Genomic DNA, 17,328 nt, shown 5'->3' on the forward strand with positions numbered 1-17,328 from the left:
GTATCTTGACTTCCGTTCGGTCCCATGCTTTATTCCCTAACGGAACGAGGCGTCAGCGGCCGGCGCAGGTACAACCCGGCTCCGAACGCTTCCATCCACCCCGACAGCCTATTCACGTGGTAGGCGCATGCGGCAGTCCTGCTTCTCTCGAGGCCGGCTTCCAGGGGTGACGAGCGGGACAGACGGGATCGGCACCCCATGGAAGTGCCCTGTGATCCCTGGACGGAGCGTGAAGGGCTTGAGCCCGGCAACGCCTTCGTCCCATCTCCCGCCGATGCGGTGAAGACGGCTGATGCCACTGTCCGGCCAGGACTGCAGCGCTGAGCCCCTTCGCCGAGCCGGCTGGCTCAGGTTCGGATGGTCCGTGCCATCCGCTCCCGGCTCGCCTCCGCCTTGCTGAAGGCGGAAAAACAGGTGGCCTTGCGCGCCTTGTCAGCGGGCCAGGCAGCCGGAACGGGGCGATGGCGGCCTGCACCGACAGTGCGGCCTGCATCTTCCATGAGCCTGCCTTCACGGCTGCTCCGCAGCCGCCATCGCCCGGTCTCCTCATCAACCCAGCCGGAAAGGGCGTGGGAACGAAGGCGTTTGTGCATTGAGTGAGAAAATGCCGATGGCAAGAGAGTCTGAACGCTCGGGGATCGTTTCAGCGATTTCAGAATACCCGTCGATCGACTCTTTTCAACCTAAAGCGCTTTGCGATTTGACTGCATCGGCAAGAATCGCAAAGACGCGTCGAAACAAAGAGTTAGAGCAAAGAAGCGTTCACGCTTGAACGCGCTTTGCTCTAGTGCCAGGCGGCGACGGACGGCTTTTCGATGCGCTGGAAACGTTGCCGGGTAAGTAACCTATGCACGCATCATATTATTTGTTCTAAAATTTGGGGAATAATACACTCATAGATTGTATTTTGGAGGGCTTCTCCGGAATCAAATATGGATATTTTCCTCTCCATATGTATAGAGTGATCAAGTCACGCGTTTTTCACGCAGTCGGGCGGAAATGTACTTGCGTCACAACCGGCTCGTCATTGGTAACCGGGGGCGGGCCATGAATAAGAACACCTCGCCTTCTGAATTCGCCCGTATGACCGCTCTGCACCTGCCCGCCAGCTAAGGCGAATCCTGGCAGCCGTCTCACCTCAAACCGTCCGACAGGAGATCCTCATGGCGCCGCAGCGTATCGTGATCTTGCGTCATGCCGAAAAGCCGGCTGACGCCAACGATCCCAATCTCAGTCCGGCCGGGCAGGCCCGAGCGCAAATGCTCGCGACGCTGATCCCGCAGCTCTTCCCAAATCCCAACTTCCTGTTCGCCGCTGCGCCTTCCACGGAGAGCAATCGGCCCGTGGAGACTCTGCAGCCCACGGCGACCGCGTTGAACATGACCCTCAACGCCAGCTATGCGGACGGCGATTACGCACGGCTTGCCGGCGATCTCCTCTCTCAGCCTGCCTATGATGGCACGCTGATCATCATCTGCTGGCATCACGGCCATATCCCCAAGCTCGCCAAGGCGCTCGGCGTCGCCTCTTCGGTGGTGGACAGCACGCCGCCCGTCGTCAACAAGAAGTGGGACAGCACCGTGTTCGACCGCTTCTGGATCCTCGATTTCAGCCAGGCCGGGGTGTCCCTGACCTCCATTCTCCAGGAACCGCCCCAGTAAGGCGGCGCCTGCCTTGTGCCTATCCAAGGAGTCACTCGACATGGACGACTTCATGAATGCCGCGCAGTCCGGGAATTTGTCGGTCAAGCTCTGGCGTGGGGAGCGCATGTGCCTGATCGGCATGGATGTCGCCAATCCCGAGCCCGATTTCGTCGGTTTCTCCATCGAGGTGAAGGCGCCGGGGGATGCGCAATATCAAGCTTTGAAGAACAGGCTGAACTTCGATTATACCGCCTCGCCCACTGGGGTGGATGGCTACCGGAATTACGATTCGACCTCCGCGCCGTTCCAGAAATTCCGCTGGATCCACTTTCCAAGGGATCCCCAGGACGGGATCTATCTCTATCGTGTCACCAAGCTGCATATGGATGGCAACGGTGCATTGCACGCCGGCGTTCAGGTGACCGACCTCGGTATTTCGCTGAGCCGGATGGTTTACGGCGACTATCTCGACATCGGTTTCACCCGCAGTTTCGCCTCCTCGCAGGCCTATGAGGACAAGTATCACGGTGCCCAGAACGTCATCCCCGGCAAAGGGGACAGCGGGCTTGGCTTCAACAAGGTTGCCGGCGACGTCTATCAATGGCTCGGCTTCGAAGCCTATGACCTGATCTTCGGCATCCTCGATGAGGTGAAGAACGACACCAGCCTCTCCCTCGATGTTTTCGCTTACGACTTCAACGAGCCGGATATACTGGCCCGGCTCGAAGCCTGCGGCGCGCGGGTACGCGCGGTCATCGACGATTCCGCGGGCCATCGCGACGCCGACAGTGACGAAAGCCAGGCCGCTGCCCGGCTGCAGGCTTCCGCCGGCGCCGGCAACGTCAAGCGCATGCATTTCCACACCCTGCAGCACAACAAGGTCTTCATCGTCCGCCGCAATGGCCAGCCCGAAAAGGTGTTGTTCGGCTCGACCAATTTCAGTTTCAGGGGCATCTACATCCAGGCGAACAACGCGCTGGTTTTCCATTCAAGCGATGCCGCCGGCCTGTTCGCCAAGAGCTTCGATCTCGCTTTCGCCGGCGGCACGGGCTTCGCCTCGGATCCCATCAGCACAGGGTGGCACTCCGTGGCGCCGGATGGCAAGCCGAAGGCGAGCTTCTGCTTTTCGCCCCATGCGGATACAAACCTGTCGCTCGTGCCCGTCGGCAACGCCATCGACCAGGCGACCTCCTCGGTGTTCTTCGCCATCGCCTTCCTCAACCAGATCCGCTCGGGCCCGACGCGTGAGGCGATCGACAGGCTGATGGGCAAGGATCTCTTCAGCTACGGCGTCGTCGATTCCAACACCAAGCTGGAGATCAAGAAGCCCGATGGCTCGGTGGGCCTCGTCGATTTTGCCTATCTCGCCGCTCATACGCCCGAGCCGTTCAAGCAGGAATGGGCAGGCGGCAATGGCATCCGTGAGCACAACAAATTCGTGGTCACCGATTTCAACCTGCCCACGGCGAAGGTGTTCACCGGCTCCTCGAACCTGTCGCCGAGCGGGGAGAAGAACAATGGTGACAATCTGGTGCTGATCGAGGACCAGCGCGTTGCCACCGCCTTTGCCATCAACGCACTGCAGCTCTTCGACCACCTGCATTTCCGCTCGGCGATGCAGGCCGCCTCGACGCCGACGGAACTGGTCCTGGCCAAGCCGACGGCGCTCAGCGGCGAGCCGGCCTGGTTCGAGCACTTCTATGTCGCCAACAGCCAGCAGGCGCGCGACCGGCTGCTGTTCTCGCACTGACGGGGGCAGACGACCGCGAGCCCGATCAGGCAGGCGAGGGGCCTCCGCAAAGTTGGTTCCCAAGGGGGTGCCTATGGGGCCGGAAGGCGTCAGATCGGCCAGGCCGCCTGTACCGGCAGCTTGGCACGGTCCTGACACGCAAAAGCAAAATGCGTTCAGGTAGGAGCGGATTTCCAAATTAGCGCATTGGCATCGAAAGCATTTTGCGATTCTTGGTGCTTCGATCTGAAGGTAAGACGCACTATTGATTGATCTCGGGTTCGACGAGCCGCGCCAGGTTTTTCAGCGATTCCTGCCAGCCGAGATAGCAGGCCTCGGGTGGAATGAGGTCCGGTATGCCTGCCTGCTCGATGTTCACTTCGGTACCGACGGAGACTTTCTTCAACGCCACGGTCACGTGCATCTCGCCGGGCAGGTTGGGATCGTCGAACTTGTCCGTGTAGCGAATGCGCTCACCCGGAACGAGCTCGAGATAGTCGCCGCCAAAGGCGTGGCTGGCGCCCGTGGTGAAGTTCCGGAACGACATTTTGAACGTGCCGCCGACCTTCGCTTCAAGATGGTACACCGTGCAGGTAAAACCGTTGGGCGGAAGCCATTTGGCGAGGGCGTCCGCCTCGATGAAGGCGCGATAGACTTTCTCCGGGCTCGTCGCCAGGACGCGATGCAAGCGTATGGTGCTCGGCATGCTTGTTTACCTCATGAGGTGATGGAACGAATGGTGCGACCGGTCAGGCGCCGGGTATCGGCAGAACCGGCATGATTTCCACGGACTCGCCGGGGAAGATCGTGAAATGCGGATGGTTCTCGAACAGCCTGGCGGCGGCTTCGTGCGATTCCGCCCGCACGACCATGAAGGCGCCCAGCTCGTTGCTCACATCCGCGATGCCGCGTTCGCCGACCTTCTTGGTCTTGCCGAGCGGCCCGCCCATCGCGGCAACCACCGCCTGGTGCTTTTCGGCCCAGGCTTTCCAGGCTGCGATGCCCTCCTGCTCCCTAGCGCGCCTTTTGGCTTCGGGAAGCGCCATCCATGCCTGCATGCGCGGATTGTTCTTATTGCCGAGAAAGACGGCAAGGTAGGTATCGTTCTGGCTCATGCGGTTTCCTCTCCTCTGTGGATCGCGGTTGAATTGCCGGTCCATGCTCCGAGGACGAACGACGCATGGCCGATCCGACAAGCGGCATGAGATTTCTCGGGGCGTCGGCAACCTTAGGTCAAGCCTCCGCGTCTCGCCAGCTTCGGGCTAATGCTGCCCTACCGCACCCGTCTCGTGCGGACCCGCGTGGCGGCGAGATAGACGAGTGAGCCGAGCGCGGTGATCCAGAAGCTGGTCGGCCAATCCGTATAGAAGGCGAGGGTGAGGCTGATCCAGGCGGTCATCACCGCGATCGCCACCGAAAGGGCGACGCCCTGATAGACGCGCTGCGTGAGGTGCATGGCCGCGGCGGCCGGCGCCACCATCAGGGCGAAGACCAGCAGCACGCCGACGATCTGCATGGCTTCGGCCGTGGTCACCGCGACGATCACCATGAAGAGGGCCGAGATGAGTTCCAGCCGCACGCCCTTGGCTTCGGCGAGCTCCGGCTGCAGGCTGGCGAAGGTGAGGGGGCGGCCGATGACGGCGAGCCCGACCAGGCAGGCGAGGCCGAGCCCGGCCAGGATCCACACCGTCACCTGGCTCACGCCGAGGACATTGCCGAACAGCAGGCTGGTCACCGCGCCGGCATAGGCGGTGTAGAAATGCAGGAACAGGAGGCCGATGCCGAGCGAGAGCGTCAGCACGATACCGATGGCGACATCGCGATGCGCGCGCTCACCGAGCAGCCCGATGCCGATGCCGGCAAGCACCGTGAAGACGGTGAGTCCGAAGAAGGGAGAAAATCCGATGAGGGCCGCGCCTGTCGCGCCGGGAAAACCGACATGGGCGAGGGCATGGCCGGCAAAGGTCTCGCCGCGCAGCACCAGGAAATAGCCGACGGCGCCGGCCACGATGCCGACGATAGTGCACGCCACGAAGGCGTTGCGCATGAATTCATACTCGAACATCAGTCACTCTCGGGGGGCGGGTCTTCAGACCCGCCTTCACGTAAACCCTATCAGAAGGCGGGTCTGAAGACCCGCCCCCCGCTACTCATGCACATGGCTTTCGAGCTCACCTTCCTCGGCCATCACGAAGATGCGCCCGTTGACGCGGGCGACGTGGATGGGCGTGCGGTAGAGGTCGGAAAGCACATGCCGGTTCACCACCTCGTTCACCGTGCCGATGGCGGCGCGGCCATTGCCGAGATAGAGCACCTGGTCGACGGCGTTGAGCAGCGGGTTGATCTCGTGCGCGCAGAACAGCACGGCGATGCCGCGTTCGACCGCCACCTCCTTGATCAGCTCGACGATGCCGCGCTGATGGGCGGGGTCGAGGCTGGCCAGGGGTTCGTCGAGCAGCAGCAGGTGGGGATCGCCGATCAGGGCCTGCGCGATCAGGAGTCGCTGGCGCTCGCCGCCCGAGAGCTGCGAGATCGGCCGGCGGGCAAGATCGGTGGCACCCACGCGCTCGATCGCCGCCCAGGCGGCCTCCCTGTCGGCGGCTGAGGCGAAGGGCCAGCCCCAGCGTGTGCCGCCGACGGCGCCGAGCACCAGCTCATAGCCGCTGAGGCTGAGCTGGGCGGCGCTCCTGCGCATCTGCGGCATATAGCCGATCCTGGGATCGCCGCGGCGCGGTGTCTCGCCGAGCACGCTGATCCGCCCACTCTGCGGCGTGACCAGGCCGAGCACAGCGCGCATCAGCGTGGTCTTGCCGGCGCCGTTCGGGCCGAGCACGCCGACGAACTGGCCTTCGGCAATGGAAAAGGAGACGCTGGACAGGATCCGGCGTCTCCCCAGCGTCAGGCTGACTTTCTCGAAGCCGATAGCACTCACTGCGTCAGACCGTCGAGGGCGGACCCGACCTCTTTCAGCTGGCCGCCGAACCAGGTCTGGATCGTCTTGCCGGCCGGCTCGGTCTCGGTCACGCCCACCACCGCCACCTTGTTGTCCCTGGCGAGCTGCAACAGGTGCTTGGTCGTCTCGTCGCTGACCTGGCTGTTGTAGAACAGGATCTTGGCCGAGCCATCCTTGAGGCTCTTCTCGAAGCCAGCCACCTGGCTCGGGCTCGGTTCGGTATCGTTCATGATCGCGACCTGGAAGTCATAATTCAGCATCTTGAAACCCAGGGCTTCAGCCATATAGCCGAAGACCGGCTCCGTCGCCGTGACAGGCGTGCCCTGATACTTAGCTTTGAGCGCCTCGGCCTGTTTCGTCAACGCGGCAAAGGAGGCATCAAAGCTGGCGAGGTTCGCCTTGTAGGTCTGCGCATTGGCGCTGTCGCGCTTGCCGAGCTCGTCGGCGAGCGCCGCCGCCACCGCCGGAAGGGTCTTGGGATCGTACCAAAGATGCGGATTGTCACCGCTCTTGCGGCCGATGAGATCGGCGGCGACGATGGTCTTGCGATCGGCATTGGTGGAAGCGGAGAGCAGCTTATCCATCCAGGGATCGTAGTCGGCGCCGTTATAGACGACGATCCCGGCGCTGGAAAGCGCCTTGGCGGTGGAGGGGCTCGATTCGAACAGATGCGGGTCATCGTCCGGATTGGACAGGATCGAGGTGACGTCGACGTGGTCGCCGCCGATCTGGGTGGCGAGGTCGCCATAGAAATTCTCGGCGGCGACGATCTTCACCTTGTCGGCCGCGAGAGCCGGGCCAGCCAATACCGAGCCGAGCGCCAGCAGGGCGGCGCCGAATAGAAGGGAACGCATCATGCTCTCCATGAGACGGGCAGGGCCGAGGCCCAGGGCAATAAATGTTATGTTATAACAAAACTTCGTTTAGGGGCGTGCGGGGCGAATGTCAATGCGGGAGGAAGGAAGGGTGCGGAGGCGAGGGAAAGGGCGCGCCGTGAAGCCTCCCCCACGAAGCTGGGGGAGGTGGCATTGCGGAGCAATGACGGAGGGGGTGTGGCCAGGATAGGGCGCGGGAAATGAATCCAAGGTTGGTGCTTCCCCACCCCTTTCTGACCACACCCCCTCCGACCTCACTGCGTTCAGCCACCTCCCCCAGCTTCGTGGGGGAGGCTTGCGGCGCGCCTTCTTCTCATGAGCAATCCCAAAGAATTTTCACGCTCCCATTGTGCCAATCGTGCTCTTGCTGCGTCTCATGGTTGTATCGCCGATTACACCCTTCGGGACTCATATGCCTGATACAAGGAGCCCCGATAGCTGCGCGACTCTCAAACAAGGGCTTCCCATGCGCTCTCCGATCCTCCTTCTCCTGATGGCCTCGACCATGCTCGCCGGTACGGCCCAGGCTGCCGACCTCGTCCTCAAGCGCGCCGTGCTCGGCACGGGCGGCGTCGGCTATTTCGAATATACGGCCGAGGTCACCGGCAAGGACACGCTCACCCTGCGTGCCCGGCTCGACCAGGTCGACGACATCCTGAAAAGCGTGCTGATCCTCGATCCGGCCGGCACTGCTTCGGCCACGCTGCCGGGCAAGGCGGGCTCCGACGAGGTCTTCGCCTCGCTCCCCTTCGCCAAGTCCGATCTCGACTCGATGCCGGCACTGATCTCGGCCCTGAAGGGTGCCGAGATCAAGTTGACCGGGCCGCGCAGCATTTCCGGGCGTATCGCTAGCGTACAAAGCGAGACCGTCACCGGCAAGGACGGCGGCACCATGACGCGCACGCGCGTCTCCGTCTTCACCGGCACCTCGATGGAGCAGTTCATCCTCGAGGAGGCCGAGGGGCTGCAATTTGCCGATGCCCGCCTCGGCGAGCAGGTCGAGAGCGCGCTGAAGGCCTTGCGCACGGCGCAGGACCGCTCCGGCCGCGACATCACCATCCAGCTTGCGGAGGGCGGCAAGCGCACGGTGCGGGTCGGCTATGTCGCCGAGGCGCCGGTGTGGAAGGCTGCCTACCGCCTGACGCTACCCAAGGCTGGCGAAGACAAGGCTCGGCTGCAAGGCTGGGTCGTGCTGGAGAACATGACAGGCAATCCCTGGAAGGACGTGCAGGTGACCTTGTCCTCCGCGGCGCCCGTGACCTTCCGCCAGGCGCTCTACGATCCCTATTACGTGGCGCGCCAGACCATCGCGCCGCCTGTAAGCCGCACCGCCTTGCCGAAGACCGATGCGGGTCAGCAGGAGGTGGCTCCAGCACCAGAGGCAGCGGGAGGTGTGCAGTATGACCTGGCTCCTGCAGCCCCGATGGCAGCGGCTGCACCCCGTCCTGCCCAAATGCGAATGCAGAAGGGAGGCGTCGGGGCGGCCGATCAGACCGTTGACCTGTCCCAGGCCCAGGGCTCGGGCAGCGCTGCCGAGGAGAATGCCGCCGGCGCAAGCTTCCAGCTGTCGACGCCGGTCAGCGTTGGTGCGGGCGACAGCCTGACCATCCCCTTCGTCGATCTCAAAGTGCCCTCGCAGGCGGTGGCCTGGTATCAGGGCGGCAGCCGCAACCCCTTGCAGGCGCTCACGCTTACGAATGACGGCGCGACTTCCCTGCCGGCCGGCTCGGCCACCATCTACGAGGCCACGGACGCCGGCCCGCTCTTCTCCGGCGAATCGCAGTTCCCGCTGCTGCCGGCCGGCGATTTCCGCCTGATCGGCTTCGGCGCCGACCAGAAGGTGCTTGTCGACAGCGAGGCGGATTCGGCCTCCGCCATCACCCGCATCAAGATGCTCGACGGCACGCTGCAGATCGAGAGCCGCATGCGCCAGACCACGACCTATCGCGTCAAGAACGGCACGCCGGACCTGCGCCACATGGTGATCGAACAGCCGCGCCAGGCCGACTGGACGCTGGTCGAGCCCAAGCCGGAGGAGGCCACGATTGCGGGTGGTGCCTACCGGCTGCGCTTCGATGTCGAGGCGAACAAGTCCAAGCAGTACAAGGTGACGCTGGAGCGGCCGATGGTCGAGGCGATTGAGATTTCGGACCTGACGAGCCAGCGCATCGAGGCGCTGATAGCGGCCCCCGGCATCGACGACGAGACCAAGGCGCGCCTTGCCGTGGTCGCTGAGGCGGCCAAGACGAGCGACGCGGCCCAGGCCGAAGTCAGCCGCCTGCAGGAACAGCGCGAGGGCATCACGCAGGATCAGGAGCGCCTGCGCCAGAATCTCAGCGCTGCGCCCCAGGGCTCGGATCTCGCCCGGCTCTATTCGCAGAAGATGCTCGCCCAGGAGAAAGCGCTCGATCAGCTCGACGACGCCATCAAGGCCGCCCAGACCAAGGCCGAGACGGCCCGCAAGGTGCTCGGCGACAAGGTGCGGGCGCTTTAAGGGGGGGCTCACTGGAGACATTCGGAAGGGCGGCGGGAATGCCGCCCTTTTTTACCTCTCTCACGTCACGATCTTCACCCCGAACAGCGGCGTGCCGCGCAACGTGTAGAGGCGGAACCACAGGATGAGGAACTGCTCCATGGCGCGGGCGCCGCCGATGTCGCCGAGATCGACGACGGTCTTCCAGCCGAAGTCGCGCCTGAGCAAGGCCTCGGCGACGGCCTTGGCGTCGGCGTCGTTGCCGGCGATGAACATGTCGCCGCCACCATCGGCCACTTTCGAGGCATCGACGCCGACGCCGATATAGGCGCTGTTCAGCGTCTTCACCACCCGCGCCGTCGGAAAGGCCTTCTGGATCTCCTCGCCGACCGAAGTGGTGTTGGTGAGGTGGGGCAAGGAGGTCAGCACGCCGGTCGAGAAGTCGCCGGGATTGGAGACATCGACCAGGATCTTGGCGCCAATATTGGCCTTCCCGGCGATGGCGAGGGCCTGCAACGAGACGCCTCCGCCGGTGGCGTTGAACAGGATCTCGCCGAAGAGGGCCGCCTCGGCGAAGGTGACGACAGGGGCCTTTGTCTTCGTCGTCCAGGCCCGCAGGCTCTCGGCCTGGCCGCGCGGCTTGTCGAGCTCCGTCTCGCTGACCTCGCGAACACCGAGCACGACGTCATGGCCTTTTTCCTTGAGTGCGGCGCCGAGGGTCTGGCCGACCACACCCGAACCGATAATGCCGATCTTCATTACTCATCTCCTTCGGTGATGAACGACGCTCCCGCGCCTCTGGATTTCAGGCCCGGGCATTCGCCCCAAACTATTGTTTCGAAAAGACTTTTGATGCTGGAAACCTCGACACTTCCTTCAAAGGGAGATCGCGTCTCGTCAAGGGGACCGGCTTTCCATTCCTCGGGAGTGTGGTATAGACAGACAGGTTCGTCTATATACGTCAACATAAAGACAGGTCTGTCTACATGTCAAGAAAAGATGCTGTCTCGCCGCGCGAAAAAATTCTCGCTGTAGCAGGCGCGCTGTTCTTCGGAGAAGGCTTTCGCGCTGTTGGCGTCGACCGCCTGATTGCCGAATCCGGAGTGGCAAAGGCGACATTCTACAAGCATTTCCCTGCCAAGGATGACCTGATCGCCGCCTGGCTCAATCGGGCGGACAATTATATGGCCGCCTGGATGGACAAGGCGGTGGCCGAGGCGGCAGATCCGATCCAGGCGCTTTTCGAGGCCGTGATGGGGCTCGCCCGCCAGCCGGAATGCCTGGGCTGCACCTTCCAGGGCACCGCGCTGGAATTCCCGGCGCTCGACCATCCCAATCATGCCATCGCCCTGGCCTCCAAGAAGCGGGTGCTGGCCCGGCTGGAGGACCTGGCGGTGGAGGCCGATGCGGCGGAGCCGCGCGCGCTGGCCGAACAGCTCTATTTGCTCATCGAGGGAGCCTGGGCCTCGTCCCGTATGTTCGGCAAGCAGGCGCCGGTGCTGCATCTGGCCGAAGCGGCGCGTATTCTGGTGAGGGCTGCTCGGCAATGACGCCGTGCCTTCGATCCTCTTGCCTCGAGCGGCGCGGGGCAGCAGAGACGGAGGGCATCGAGAAGAGGGGACCCGTGGCATCAAGAAAAAGGGCCGGCGAGAACACCGGCCCTTGTAGAAATCACATCTGAACGCAGACTCTATCGCTTCACGATCGAGCGGACCTGGCGCAGGGCGCCGATCGCCGCTGCCTTTGAGCGGTCGACGATCTTCGAACCGCCGGGCGGGCGAGGCTTCAGGCCCATGCGGCGCATGAAGTAGTTGGCGCGGTAGATGTCGGCATACATCCACTTCGGAAATTCCAGGTTGAGGGCAAGCCCGACCGAGACGTCGTTGTGGTTCTGCAGCCAATGGGCACCATGCACGGGCAGATGGATGGCTTCGCCCGGGCGCAGCACGAATTTACGCGCCGTCCGTTCGGCCTCCGGCTTGTAGTTTCCGGCGCCCGTCGTCACGGCATAATAGCGCTCGAGTTCGTCCTCGGTGGTTACCGTCCGGTCGTGCGGCGGGCAGACCCAGATGTCCTTCGAGCCCTGGATCTGGGTGAGGAAATTGACTTCGGCGTCGAAATGATAGGGCGTCTTGCGGTTCGGCGAGGTGATGAACACCAGCATCTCGGTGTTGCTCAGGAGCTTCGAGCCTTCCGGCCCGGCAATCTCGCGGACGAAGGCGTCGAATTCGTCGAGAACCGCTTTGTAGCGCGGATCGACCTCGACATGCTTCATCACCATCCAGGCACCGGCTGTTTCGATGCGGTCGATGACTTCGCGGATCGTCATATCAGGCTTGGGAACCGCGCCCCATTTATCGGTTATCGAAAGATTACCTGCATCCCAGTAAAGATCGTCCTTTCGCTTGGCCGCTTCTTCTGCAACCTTGGCCAAAGCTTCGACTGTAAACAGGGGATGGCCAGCAAGGGCATGGTGCACCACGAAGGCATTATTGTGGAGCATCTTGCGGCATTCTTCGATCGGCTCGATCGTGGTCCACCCACTAAGGCTTTGAATAGTCGACGGCCTGTCCAGCATTAGACTTATCCTAACCCCATTAGATTTCAGCGCGCGAAATAGGTATGTCTCAGGAGAATATCGCAAATATTTGCCTCTACGGCGAGAGAGAAGCGGGTCGATTTCGACGATTATTAAGTAAGATTTTCGGAGGAGATCCTGCTTGAAGATATCATCCATAAGTCGTAGGCGAGCGGCGTGCTTTCCGAGTGGACAATAAATACCCAAATTATAATGAGTTTACTATCGGTATTCTTCCCGATAAGCTTTCACATAACGTTGAGTAATATTTGTATTATTTAGAGAATCGCTGTATTCAACTATGAGCTTTAGGTTCTATTTATATGCAGAAATAGAAAGATATATTTTATTTTATGGCGCCATATCGCCTATGAAATTTCTGTCTAGGTTCTTATTTTCAATCTATGCTTACGTGTCTGGCGAGATCAAAAATGAACCTTGCGTCATACGAGCGGCGCTGATTTGGTTTCGGATTGGCCGGCTCTTTCGCTGAGGCTGGGAAAGCCGGGGCAGGTGGCAGGAAGCATGGCATTCGAGCGTTCGGCTGCGATGCCAGGATACAAACAGGAAGGGCGTTGTTTCGAGTCCGGCCGCCGGCCCGATGTGCGCCGGCACACGGCAGAGGGCAGAAAGTTGATGCATTCCGTTCTGCGTAAATTATATTTCGCCGGATCCGATTTTCTCGAGGGAACGATGCGCCATCCTGTCCGCTTTCTGATGGGCTGCCTGTTGGCGCTCGGCCTGTCTGCCTGGGCCCTCGACGCAGCACCGGCCCGCAATCTGGCTCTGGTGGTTGGCAACGACAGCTATGCCAACGTTACTTCGCTGCAGAAGGCCGTTGATGATGCGCAGGCGATCGGCGACGAGCTCGAAAAGCTCGGCTATGTGGTCAGGCGCGCCGAGAATGTCGACCAGCGTGGTTTCAGCCGCGCCCTCGTCGCCTTCGATGCCGATATCCAGCCGGGCGACCGCGCGCTCTTCTTCTATGCCGGCCACGGCTTCGAAATCGACGGCACCAATTACCTGCTGCCCACGGATGTGCCGGCAGCGCAGGCCAACCAGGAAGACCTGATCCGCGACGCCTCCTTCCCGGTGGGGCGCATCATCGACGGCATCCGCCAACGCGGTGCGGGTGTTGCCGTCCTGGTGCTCGATGCCTGTCGCGACAATCCCTTCGCCAACAATTTCTCGCGCTCGGCGGCGCTTGGCCGCGGCCTCGCCCGGGTCGATGCGCCCGAAGGCGTCTTCGTCCTGATGTCGGCCGGCGCCAAGCAGGAGGCGCTCGACCGCCTGTCCGACCAGGACGGCAACCCCAATTCCGTCTTCACCCGCAGCTTCCTGAACGAATTGGCCAAGCCCGGCCAGACGCTGGTCGAGATCGCCAAGAAGACGCAGGTCGACGTAAGAGCGCTTGCCGCCAGCGTAGGTCATGACCAGACGCCAGCCTATTACGATCAGGTCATCGGCGACGTCGTGCTCTCGGATGCTGCGGCGCAAGCGGGCCCGCAGACCGCAGGCACCGAGGCGAGGAGTACCGTCGGCCCCAACATCAAGACGCAGATCAACATCACCGGCCAGACTCAGGCGGGCGCGGGCGTGCAGATCGGCTCGGGCACTCAGATCGGCGCCGGCGTAATGATCGGCAACAAGGAAGCCAAGATCGCCGTCCGCAACCAGGCCAATCCGCCCGGCAGCGACCCCGCTAAGGCGCTCAATGTGCAGCAGGGCGGCACCCCGACCGACACGCAGCTCGCACTGCTGCAGCCCGATTCGAAGCTCGGCAACAAAACGCAGCAGCCTCTCGCCCGCGCGCCGATTGCCAGCTTCATGCGCTCCAATTCCGGCTGGACGGTAACCATCTCCCTGCCGGAACCCGCCACGGCGCTGGCCTACCGGATGGGCGAGGCCGGCGAGTTCAAGGAGACCGGGCTCCTCGACGTGCTCGACCAGCGCACCGGGGCGCGCATGCCCAACCCGTCCTTCCCCCTGTCGCCGCGCGCGCCCGCCGGCGTCATCGAGGTGCGCTACCGTACCGCCGACGGCACCGATGTCGGTCCGTTCCCGATCCGCTTCGATCCCGACGTGGCGCTCTACCAGAACCAGCGCCAGAACCTCGAGCAGATCTCGGGAAGCTGGGTGGAGTTCCGCGATTTCAACGGCACCCTGGTCTATTTCACCACGCTGCTCAGCTATCGCTGCGCCATCACAGAGGTGCGTTACGGCCTCAATGGCGCTCCACCGCTGACGCGCTTCGACCTGCCGGTCTGCAACACCAAGGATCCGTTTGAGATTCCCAACAATGCCAAGACCTACCTGAAGGTGCCCCCCAATACGAAGTCGATCAGCGTCCAGCTCACCTGGCGTGACCGCTCGCAGTCGGAGGTGAATACGGTGGAGAAGGATTGAGGTCCGGGGAGGCGGCGGCCGGGCCTGCCCTTGGAATGAGAGGGGCGGTGGGATAGGAAGGGCGTTCTTCTTGCTCCCTTCGGACCCTGCTCTGCTCATGATGCCCACGCTTTCCCCCGGTTACGCTTCCGTTCCTGCCGGTATGCTCGCCAATGTCGTGACCTGCCTCGAGATGCGGGAGAAGCCGAGGCCCCGTGCCGCGCGCCCCATGGAGCAGCCGCTGACGCTCACGCGCATGGAGGAGCCTGACATCGCTGCCTATCGGGCTCTCTTCCGCGCTGTCGGGCAGGACTGGCTATGGTGCTCGCGCCTGCTGATGGCGGATGACAAGCTCAGGGACATTCTCGAAAGCCCGGAGGTCGAGGTCTATACGCTCTCCGGCACCCACCGGAAACTCGGCCTGCTCGAGCTCGATTTCCGCCAGAAAGGCGAATGCGAGCTGGCCTTTTTCGGCCTGGTTCCGGAGGCGATCGGCCAGGGCGCCGGGCGTTTCCTGATGGACGAGGCGCTACGCAGGGCGTGGGCGAAGCCGATCGAGCGATTGTGGGTCCACACCTGTACCCTCGACCACCCTGCGGCGGTCGACTTCTATCGCCGCTCGGGTTTCCAGCCCTATCAGTTCATGGTGGAGCTGCAGCCTGATCCACGGCTGACGGGACATCTGCCGCGCGAAGCAGCGCCGCATGTGCCGCTGGCCGATTTCAAGGCCTGACGGGGCGCCTCAGGCCAAGGCGCACCAAGCCGATATGCACGAACTGGCGCACCAGGTTCTCGGCATTGTCCTGTTCCTTGAACACCACGCCGAGGCCGTAGATGATGGCGAAATAGACGCCCATGTAGAGCGCGCCCGTCACGGCGAGATAGGCGGCGAGCAGCAGGATATTCTGCTGTCCGCTCATCAGCATGTTGCCATAGATCAGGATGGGGGTGCAGACCGCGACGGCGGCGCAGGGGCCGGCCAGCGAAACCACTTGTTCGCGCAGTGTGGCCGACGTCATGGCCCTGACGTCCTGCATGCTGAGGAAGGTCACGAAGATCGCGTTCACGATAGCCGCGCCGATGGCCCCTGGAACACCCCAGGCCCACGCGCCGATCACGGTGGCGGGGAAGAAGAACAGCGCCTGCTTCACGTTGCGGATGGCGATGCGGCGCGTCTGATTCAAGGCGACCGCCAGCGGAGGCATGGGCAATGGCAGCATGTCGATGAAGCAGACCCAGGCAAGGCCGGCGAGAATCGGCGCCGATTCGATCCATTTCGCGCCCAGGAACAGCCGGATCAGCGGCTCGGCCAGGAAAGCCGCGACGCAGAAGACCGGCGCCAGCAGGATGAAAATGCCGCCGGTCGCCTTGAGATAGGTCTCCTTGAGCGTGCCATGTTGGTGAGCAGCCACAAAGGCCACGTTGAGGGGAGAGCCGAGCGGGGTGGCGATGATCTGGAAGGGCACGTTGGAAAGGTCGCTGGCCATGGCATAATTGCCGAAGGGGTGGGGGCCGATGAAGCGCGGTAGCACCAGGCGCCCGGACTGGAAATTGACGGCGGTCACCAACTGCGAGACGAGGTTCCAGCTGACCATGTCCGAAAACATCGGCCAGTCCTTGAGCGTGAAGCGCACCTGTATCGGCGCCAGCCAGTAGGAGCCGACCATCAGGACCGAAGGCGTCAGGATGGTGGCGAGGGCGATCGACCAGTAGCTATGCGTCAGGGCGGCGACCAGGATGGCGGCGGCCGCAGCGATGCATTTGCTCATGACATCGAGCCCGGCCTGGCGGCGGAAGTCCATCTGCCTGGCGAAAACCGTCATCTTCGGGCTTATCAAGCCGCGCTGGATCGGGGCGAGCGCCAGCACGAGGACGAGAGGGATGAGCCGGGCCTCGTCATAGACCCGTGACAAGGGCCAGGCGCAGACGACCAGTAATAGGCCCACCAGGAACCCTCGCAGGGTGCTCAGGGTAAGGGCCGTGTCATACATGCGCTCGGTCGGGTCGGGAATGCGGACGAGGGCCGCGGCCAGCGGCAGCTCGAAGACGGCCTCGACCACATAGACGACGGTCATGGCCATGGCGACCACGCCGAAATCCGTGGGTGACAGGAAGCGGGCCAGGAAGAGGAGCGCCACGAAGTCGACGCCCTTGGCGATGACTTTCGCCCCGATCGTCCAGATGCCGGCCTTGGCGGTCTTGCGCGATAATCCGTTGTTCTCAGCTGCCATGGCTGGCGAACCCTACCTCTTTCGGGTGGCTGCAGCCGCTATTGCTACAAGCGCCGAATGGAACGCCTCACAGCTTGCACGATCCGCAATTGCAATGTCGAACGATGTATTTGCCATAGAGCAGCGCATCGAAAAGGGGAAGCTGTTCCCGGCTCAAAAAACAGTGCGGTCGCAAAAACCCTGGGCGAGTCTCCGCCTGCCGGGTCCTTGGTCGATTGTCGCGAAGTACGGGCAGGTTGAACGCTACCGCCGCTGCTTGCTTTTGCCCGATTTCATTGCGAAGCCTGCTCAATTTGGCAGAGATTGATGCAGGTCGCGTGCTCACGTGGAGCGAGAGTCTGCTTGGATAAATTGCGACGGGCTCGCAATCATGGGACCTTGCCCGTGTTCCCTTAGACGCATGGCCGGACGAATAGCGGGGGTGCAAAAATCAATGCCACAAATAAGGCCGTTACATAAAT

16 protein-coding genes are annotated in these 17,328 nt (G+C 62.6%); 8 read left to right on the forward strand and 8 right to left on the reverse strand.

Translation table 11 applies throughout. The features are described from left to right. The first annotated feature begins 198 nt into the window (after nucleotides 1-198). The 3 genes from QQL24_RS15490 (at nucleotide 199) to QQL24_RS15500 (ending at nucleotide 3,393) form a co-directional block, all read left to right on the forward strand. Nucleotides 199-324: a hypothetical protein gene (locus QQL24_RS15490; protein WP_284313160.1), complete on the forward strand. Its 126-nt coding sequence runs from the start codon at nucleotides 199-201 to the stop codon at nucleotides 322-324. Nucleotides 325-1,163: 839 nt separating this feature from the next. After that, nucleotides 1,164-1,661: a hypothetical protein gene (locus tag QQL24_RS15495; protein ID WP_284313161.1), complete on the forward strand. Its 498-nt coding sequence runs from the start codon at nucleotides 1,164-1,166 to the stop codon at nucleotides 1,659-1,661. A gap of 40 nt (nucleotides 1,662-1,701) precedes the next feature. Further along, nucleotides 1,702-3,393 (forward strand): phospholipase D-like domain-containing protein, encoded by a 1,692-nt coding sequence (locus tag QQL24_RS15500; RefSeq protein ID WP_284313162.1) that lies wholly within the window; start codon nucleotides 1,702-1,704, stop codon nucleotides 3,391-3,393. A gap of 241 nt (nucleotides 3,394-3,634) precedes the next feature. Here QQL24_RS15500 and QQL24_RS15505 read toward each other — a convergent pair whose 3' ends face one another. From QQL24_RS15505 to QQL24_RS15525, 5 genes are all read right to left on the reverse strand, one after another. Continuing rightward, nucleotides 3,635-4,078 carry an SRPBCC family protein gene (locus QQL24_RS15505; protein ID WP_284313163.1) on the reverse strand — a complete coding sequence of 148 codons (444 nt, stop codon included), beginning with the start codon at nucleotides 4,076-4,078 and terminating at the stop codon, nucleotides 3,635-3,637. Between the two features lie 43 nt (nucleotides 4,079-4,121). Beyond that, the gene (locus QQL24_RS15510; protein ID WP_284313164.1) at nucleotides 4,122-4,487 is read right to left on the reverse strand and encodes a hypothetical protein; all 366 of its coding nucleotides are present in this window, start codon (nucleotides 4,485-4,487) and stop codon (nucleotides 4,122-4,124) included. A gap of 158 nt (nucleotides 4,488-4,645) precedes the next feature. Further along, a complete protein-coding gene (locus tag QQL24_RS15515; RefSeq protein ID WP_284313165.1) occupies nucleotides 4,646-5,437 on the reverse strand; it encodes a metal ABC transporter permease in 792 nt (263 codons plus the stop codon). A gap of 81 nt (nucleotides 5,438-5,518) precedes the next feature. Continuing rightward, a complete protein-coding gene (locus tag QQL24_RS15520) occupies nucleotides 5,519-6,304 on the reverse strand; it encodes a metal ABC transporter ATP-binding protein (protein WP_284313166.1) in 786 nt (261 codons plus the stop codon). Beyond that, a complete protein-coding gene (locus QQL24_RS15525) occupies nucleotides 6,301-7,179 on the reverse strand; it encodes a metal ABC transporter solute-binding protein, Zn/Mn family (RefSeq protein ID WP_284313167.1) in 879 nt (292 codons plus the stop codon). Before QQL24_RS15525 ends, QQL24_RS15520 begins: the two co-directional genes overlap by 4 nt. Nucleotides 7,180-7,666: 487 nt before the next feature. On the opposite strand from QQL24_RS15525, the gene QQL24_RS15530 reads away from it, so the two are divergent. Continuing rightward, nucleotides 7,667-9,694 carry a DUF4139 domain-containing protein gene (locus tag QQL24_RS15530; RefSeq protein ID WP_284313169.1) on the forward strand — a complete coding sequence of 676 codons (2,028 nt, stop codon included), beginning with the start codon at nucleotides 7,667-7,669 and terminating at the stop codon, nucleotides 9,692-9,694. A gap of 60 nt (nucleotides 9,695-9,754) precedes the next feature. Here QQL24_RS15530 and QQL24_RS15535 read toward each other — a convergent pair whose 3' ends face one another. Then, complete coding sequence (locus QQL24_RS15535) at nucleotides 9,755-10,432, reverse strand: NADPH-dependent F420 reductase (protein WP_284313170.1); 678 nt, start codon at nucleotides 10,430-10,432, stop codon at nucleotides 9,755-9,757. A gap of 227 nt (nucleotides 10,433-10,659) precedes the next feature. Here QQL24_RS15535 and QQL24_RS15540 point away from each other — a divergent pair, with 227 nt between their 5' ends. Beyond that, nucleotides 10,660-11,223, forward strand: coding sequence for a TetR/AcrR family transcriptional regulator (locus tag QQL24_RS15540; protein WP_284313171.1), 564 nt, complete (start codon nucleotides 10,660-10,662; stop codon nucleotides 11,221-11,223). 140 nt (nucleotides 11,224-11,363) lie between these two features. On the opposite strand, the gene QQL24_RS15545 is transcribed toward QQL24_RS15540, so the two are convergent. Next, nucleotides 11,364-12,251, reverse strand: coding sequence for a cupin-like domain-containing protein (locus tag QQL24_RS15545; protein WP_284313172.1), 888 nt, complete (start codon nucleotides 12,249-12,251; stop codon nucleotides 11,364-11,366). Nucleotides 12,252-12,944: 693 nt separating this feature from the next. Between QQL24_RS15545 and QQL24_RS15550 the strand changes: the two genes are divergently transcribed. Together QQL24_RS15550 and QQL24_RS15555 are read left to right on the forward strand one after the other, a co-directional pair. Further along, the gene (locus QQL24_RS15550) at nucleotides 12,945-14,657 is read left to right on the forward strand and encodes a caspase family protein (RefSeq protein ID WP_284313173.1); all 1,713 of its coding nucleotides are present in this window, start codon (nucleotides 12,945-12,947) and stop codon (nucleotides 14,655-14,657) included. Nucleotides 14,658-14,754: 97 nt separating this feature from the next. Beyond that, on the forward strand, nucleotides 14,755-15,369 hold the full coding sequence (locus QQL24_RS15555; protein ID WP_348536459.1) for a GNAT family N-acetyltransferase: 615 nt from the start codon (nucleotides 14,755-14,757) through the stop codon (nucleotides 15,367-15,369). Here QQL24_RS15555 and QQL24_RS15560 read toward each other — a convergent pair. Then, on the reverse strand, nucleotides 15,359-16,867 hold the full coding sequence (locus tag QQL24_RS15560; protein WP_284313174.1) for an oligosaccharide flippase family protein: 1,509 nt from the start codon (nucleotides 16,865-16,867) through the stop codon (nucleotides 15,359-15,361). The genes QQL24_RS15555 and QQL24_RS15560 overlap by 11 nt on opposite strands. On the opposite strand from QQL24_RS15560, the gene QQL24_RS15565 reads away from it, so the two are divergent. Continuing rightward, a complete protein-coding gene (locus QQL24_RS15565; protein ID WP_284313175.1) occupies nucleotides 16,866-17,174 on the forward strand; it encodes a hypothetical protein in 309 nt (102 codons plus the stop codon). The two genes, QQL24_RS15560 and QQL24_RS15565, sit on opposite strands and share 2 nt — an antisense overlap. The last annotated feature ends 154 nt before the right edge of the window (nucleotides 17,175-17,328 follow it).

The sequence above is a fragment of the Labrys miyagiensis genome, assembly GCF_030160835.1.
GTDB lineage: Bacteria > Pseudomonadota > Alphaproteobacteria > Rhizobiales > Labraceae > Labrys > Labrys miyagiensis.

What these genes read in the sequence shown, in the direction of transcription:
- QQL24_RS15555 (WP_348536459.1), top strand. Translation starts at nt 14,755, where the DNA reads ATGATGCCCACGCTTTCCCCCGGTTACGCTTCCGTTCCTGCCGGTATG.
- QQL24_RS15515 (WP_284313165.1), bottom strand. Translation starts at nt 5,437, where the DNA reads ATGTTCGAGTATGAATTCATGCGCAACGCCTTCGTGGCGTGCACTATC.
- QQL24_RS15565 (WP_284313175.1), top strand. Translation starts at nt 16,866, where the DNA reads ATGGCTGGCGAACCCTACCTCTTTCGGGTGGCTGCAGCCGCTATTGCT.
- QQL24_RS15505 (WP_284313163.1), bottom strand. Translation starts at nt 4,078, where the DNA reads ATGCCGAGCACCATACGCTTGCATCGCGTCCTGGCGACGAGCCCGGAG.
- QQL24_RS15525 (WP_284313167.1), bottom strand. Translation starts at nt 7,179, where the DNA reads ATGCGTTCCCTTCTATTCGGCGCCGCCCTGCTGGCGCTCGGCTCGGTA.
- QQL24_RS15490 (WP_284313160.1), top strand. Translation starts at nt 199, where the DNA reads ATGGAAGTGCCCTGTGATCCCTGGACGGAGCGTGAAGGGCTTGAGCCC.
- QQL24_RS15495 (WP_284313161.1), top strand. Translation starts at nt 1,164, where the DNA reads ATGGCGCCGCAGCGTATCGTGATCTTGCGTCATGCCGAAAAGCCGGCT.
- QQL24_RS15540 (WP_284313171.1), top strand. Translation starts at nt 10,660, where the DNA reads ATGTCAAGAAAAGATGCTGTCTCGCCGCGCGAAAAAATTCTCGCTGTA.
- QQL24_RS15560 (WP_284313174.1), bottom strand. Translation starts at nt 16,867, where the DNA reads ATGGCAGCTGAGAACAACGGATTATCGCGCAAGACCGCCAAGGCCGGC.
- QQL24_RS15510 (WP_284313164.1), bottom strand. Translation starts at nt 4,487, where the DNA reads ATGAGCCAGAACGATACCTACCTTGCCGTCTTTCTCGGCAATAAGAAC.
- QQL24_RS15545 (WP_284313172.1), bottom strand. Translation starts at nt 12,251, where the DNA reads ATGCTGGACAGGCCGTCGACTATTCAAAGCCTTAGTGGGTGGACCACG.
- QQL24_RS15530 (WP_284313169.1), top strand. Translation starts at nt 7,667, where the DNA reads ATGCGCTCTCCGATCCTCCTTCTCCTGATGGCCTCGACCATGCTCGCC.
- QQL24_RS15535 (WP_284313170.1), bottom strand. Translation starts at nt 10,432, where the DNA reads ATGAAGATCGGCATTATCGGTTCGGGTGTGGTCGGCCAGACCCTCGGC.
- QQL24_RS15550 (WP_284313173.1), top strand. Translation starts at nt 12,945, where the DNA reads ATGCGCCATCCTGTCCGCTTTCTGATGGGCTGCCTGTTGGCGCTCGGC.
- QQL24_RS15500 (WP_284313162.1), top strand. Translation starts at nt 1,702, where the DNA reads ATGGACGACTTCATGAATGCCGCGCAGTCCGGGAATTTGTCGGTCAAG.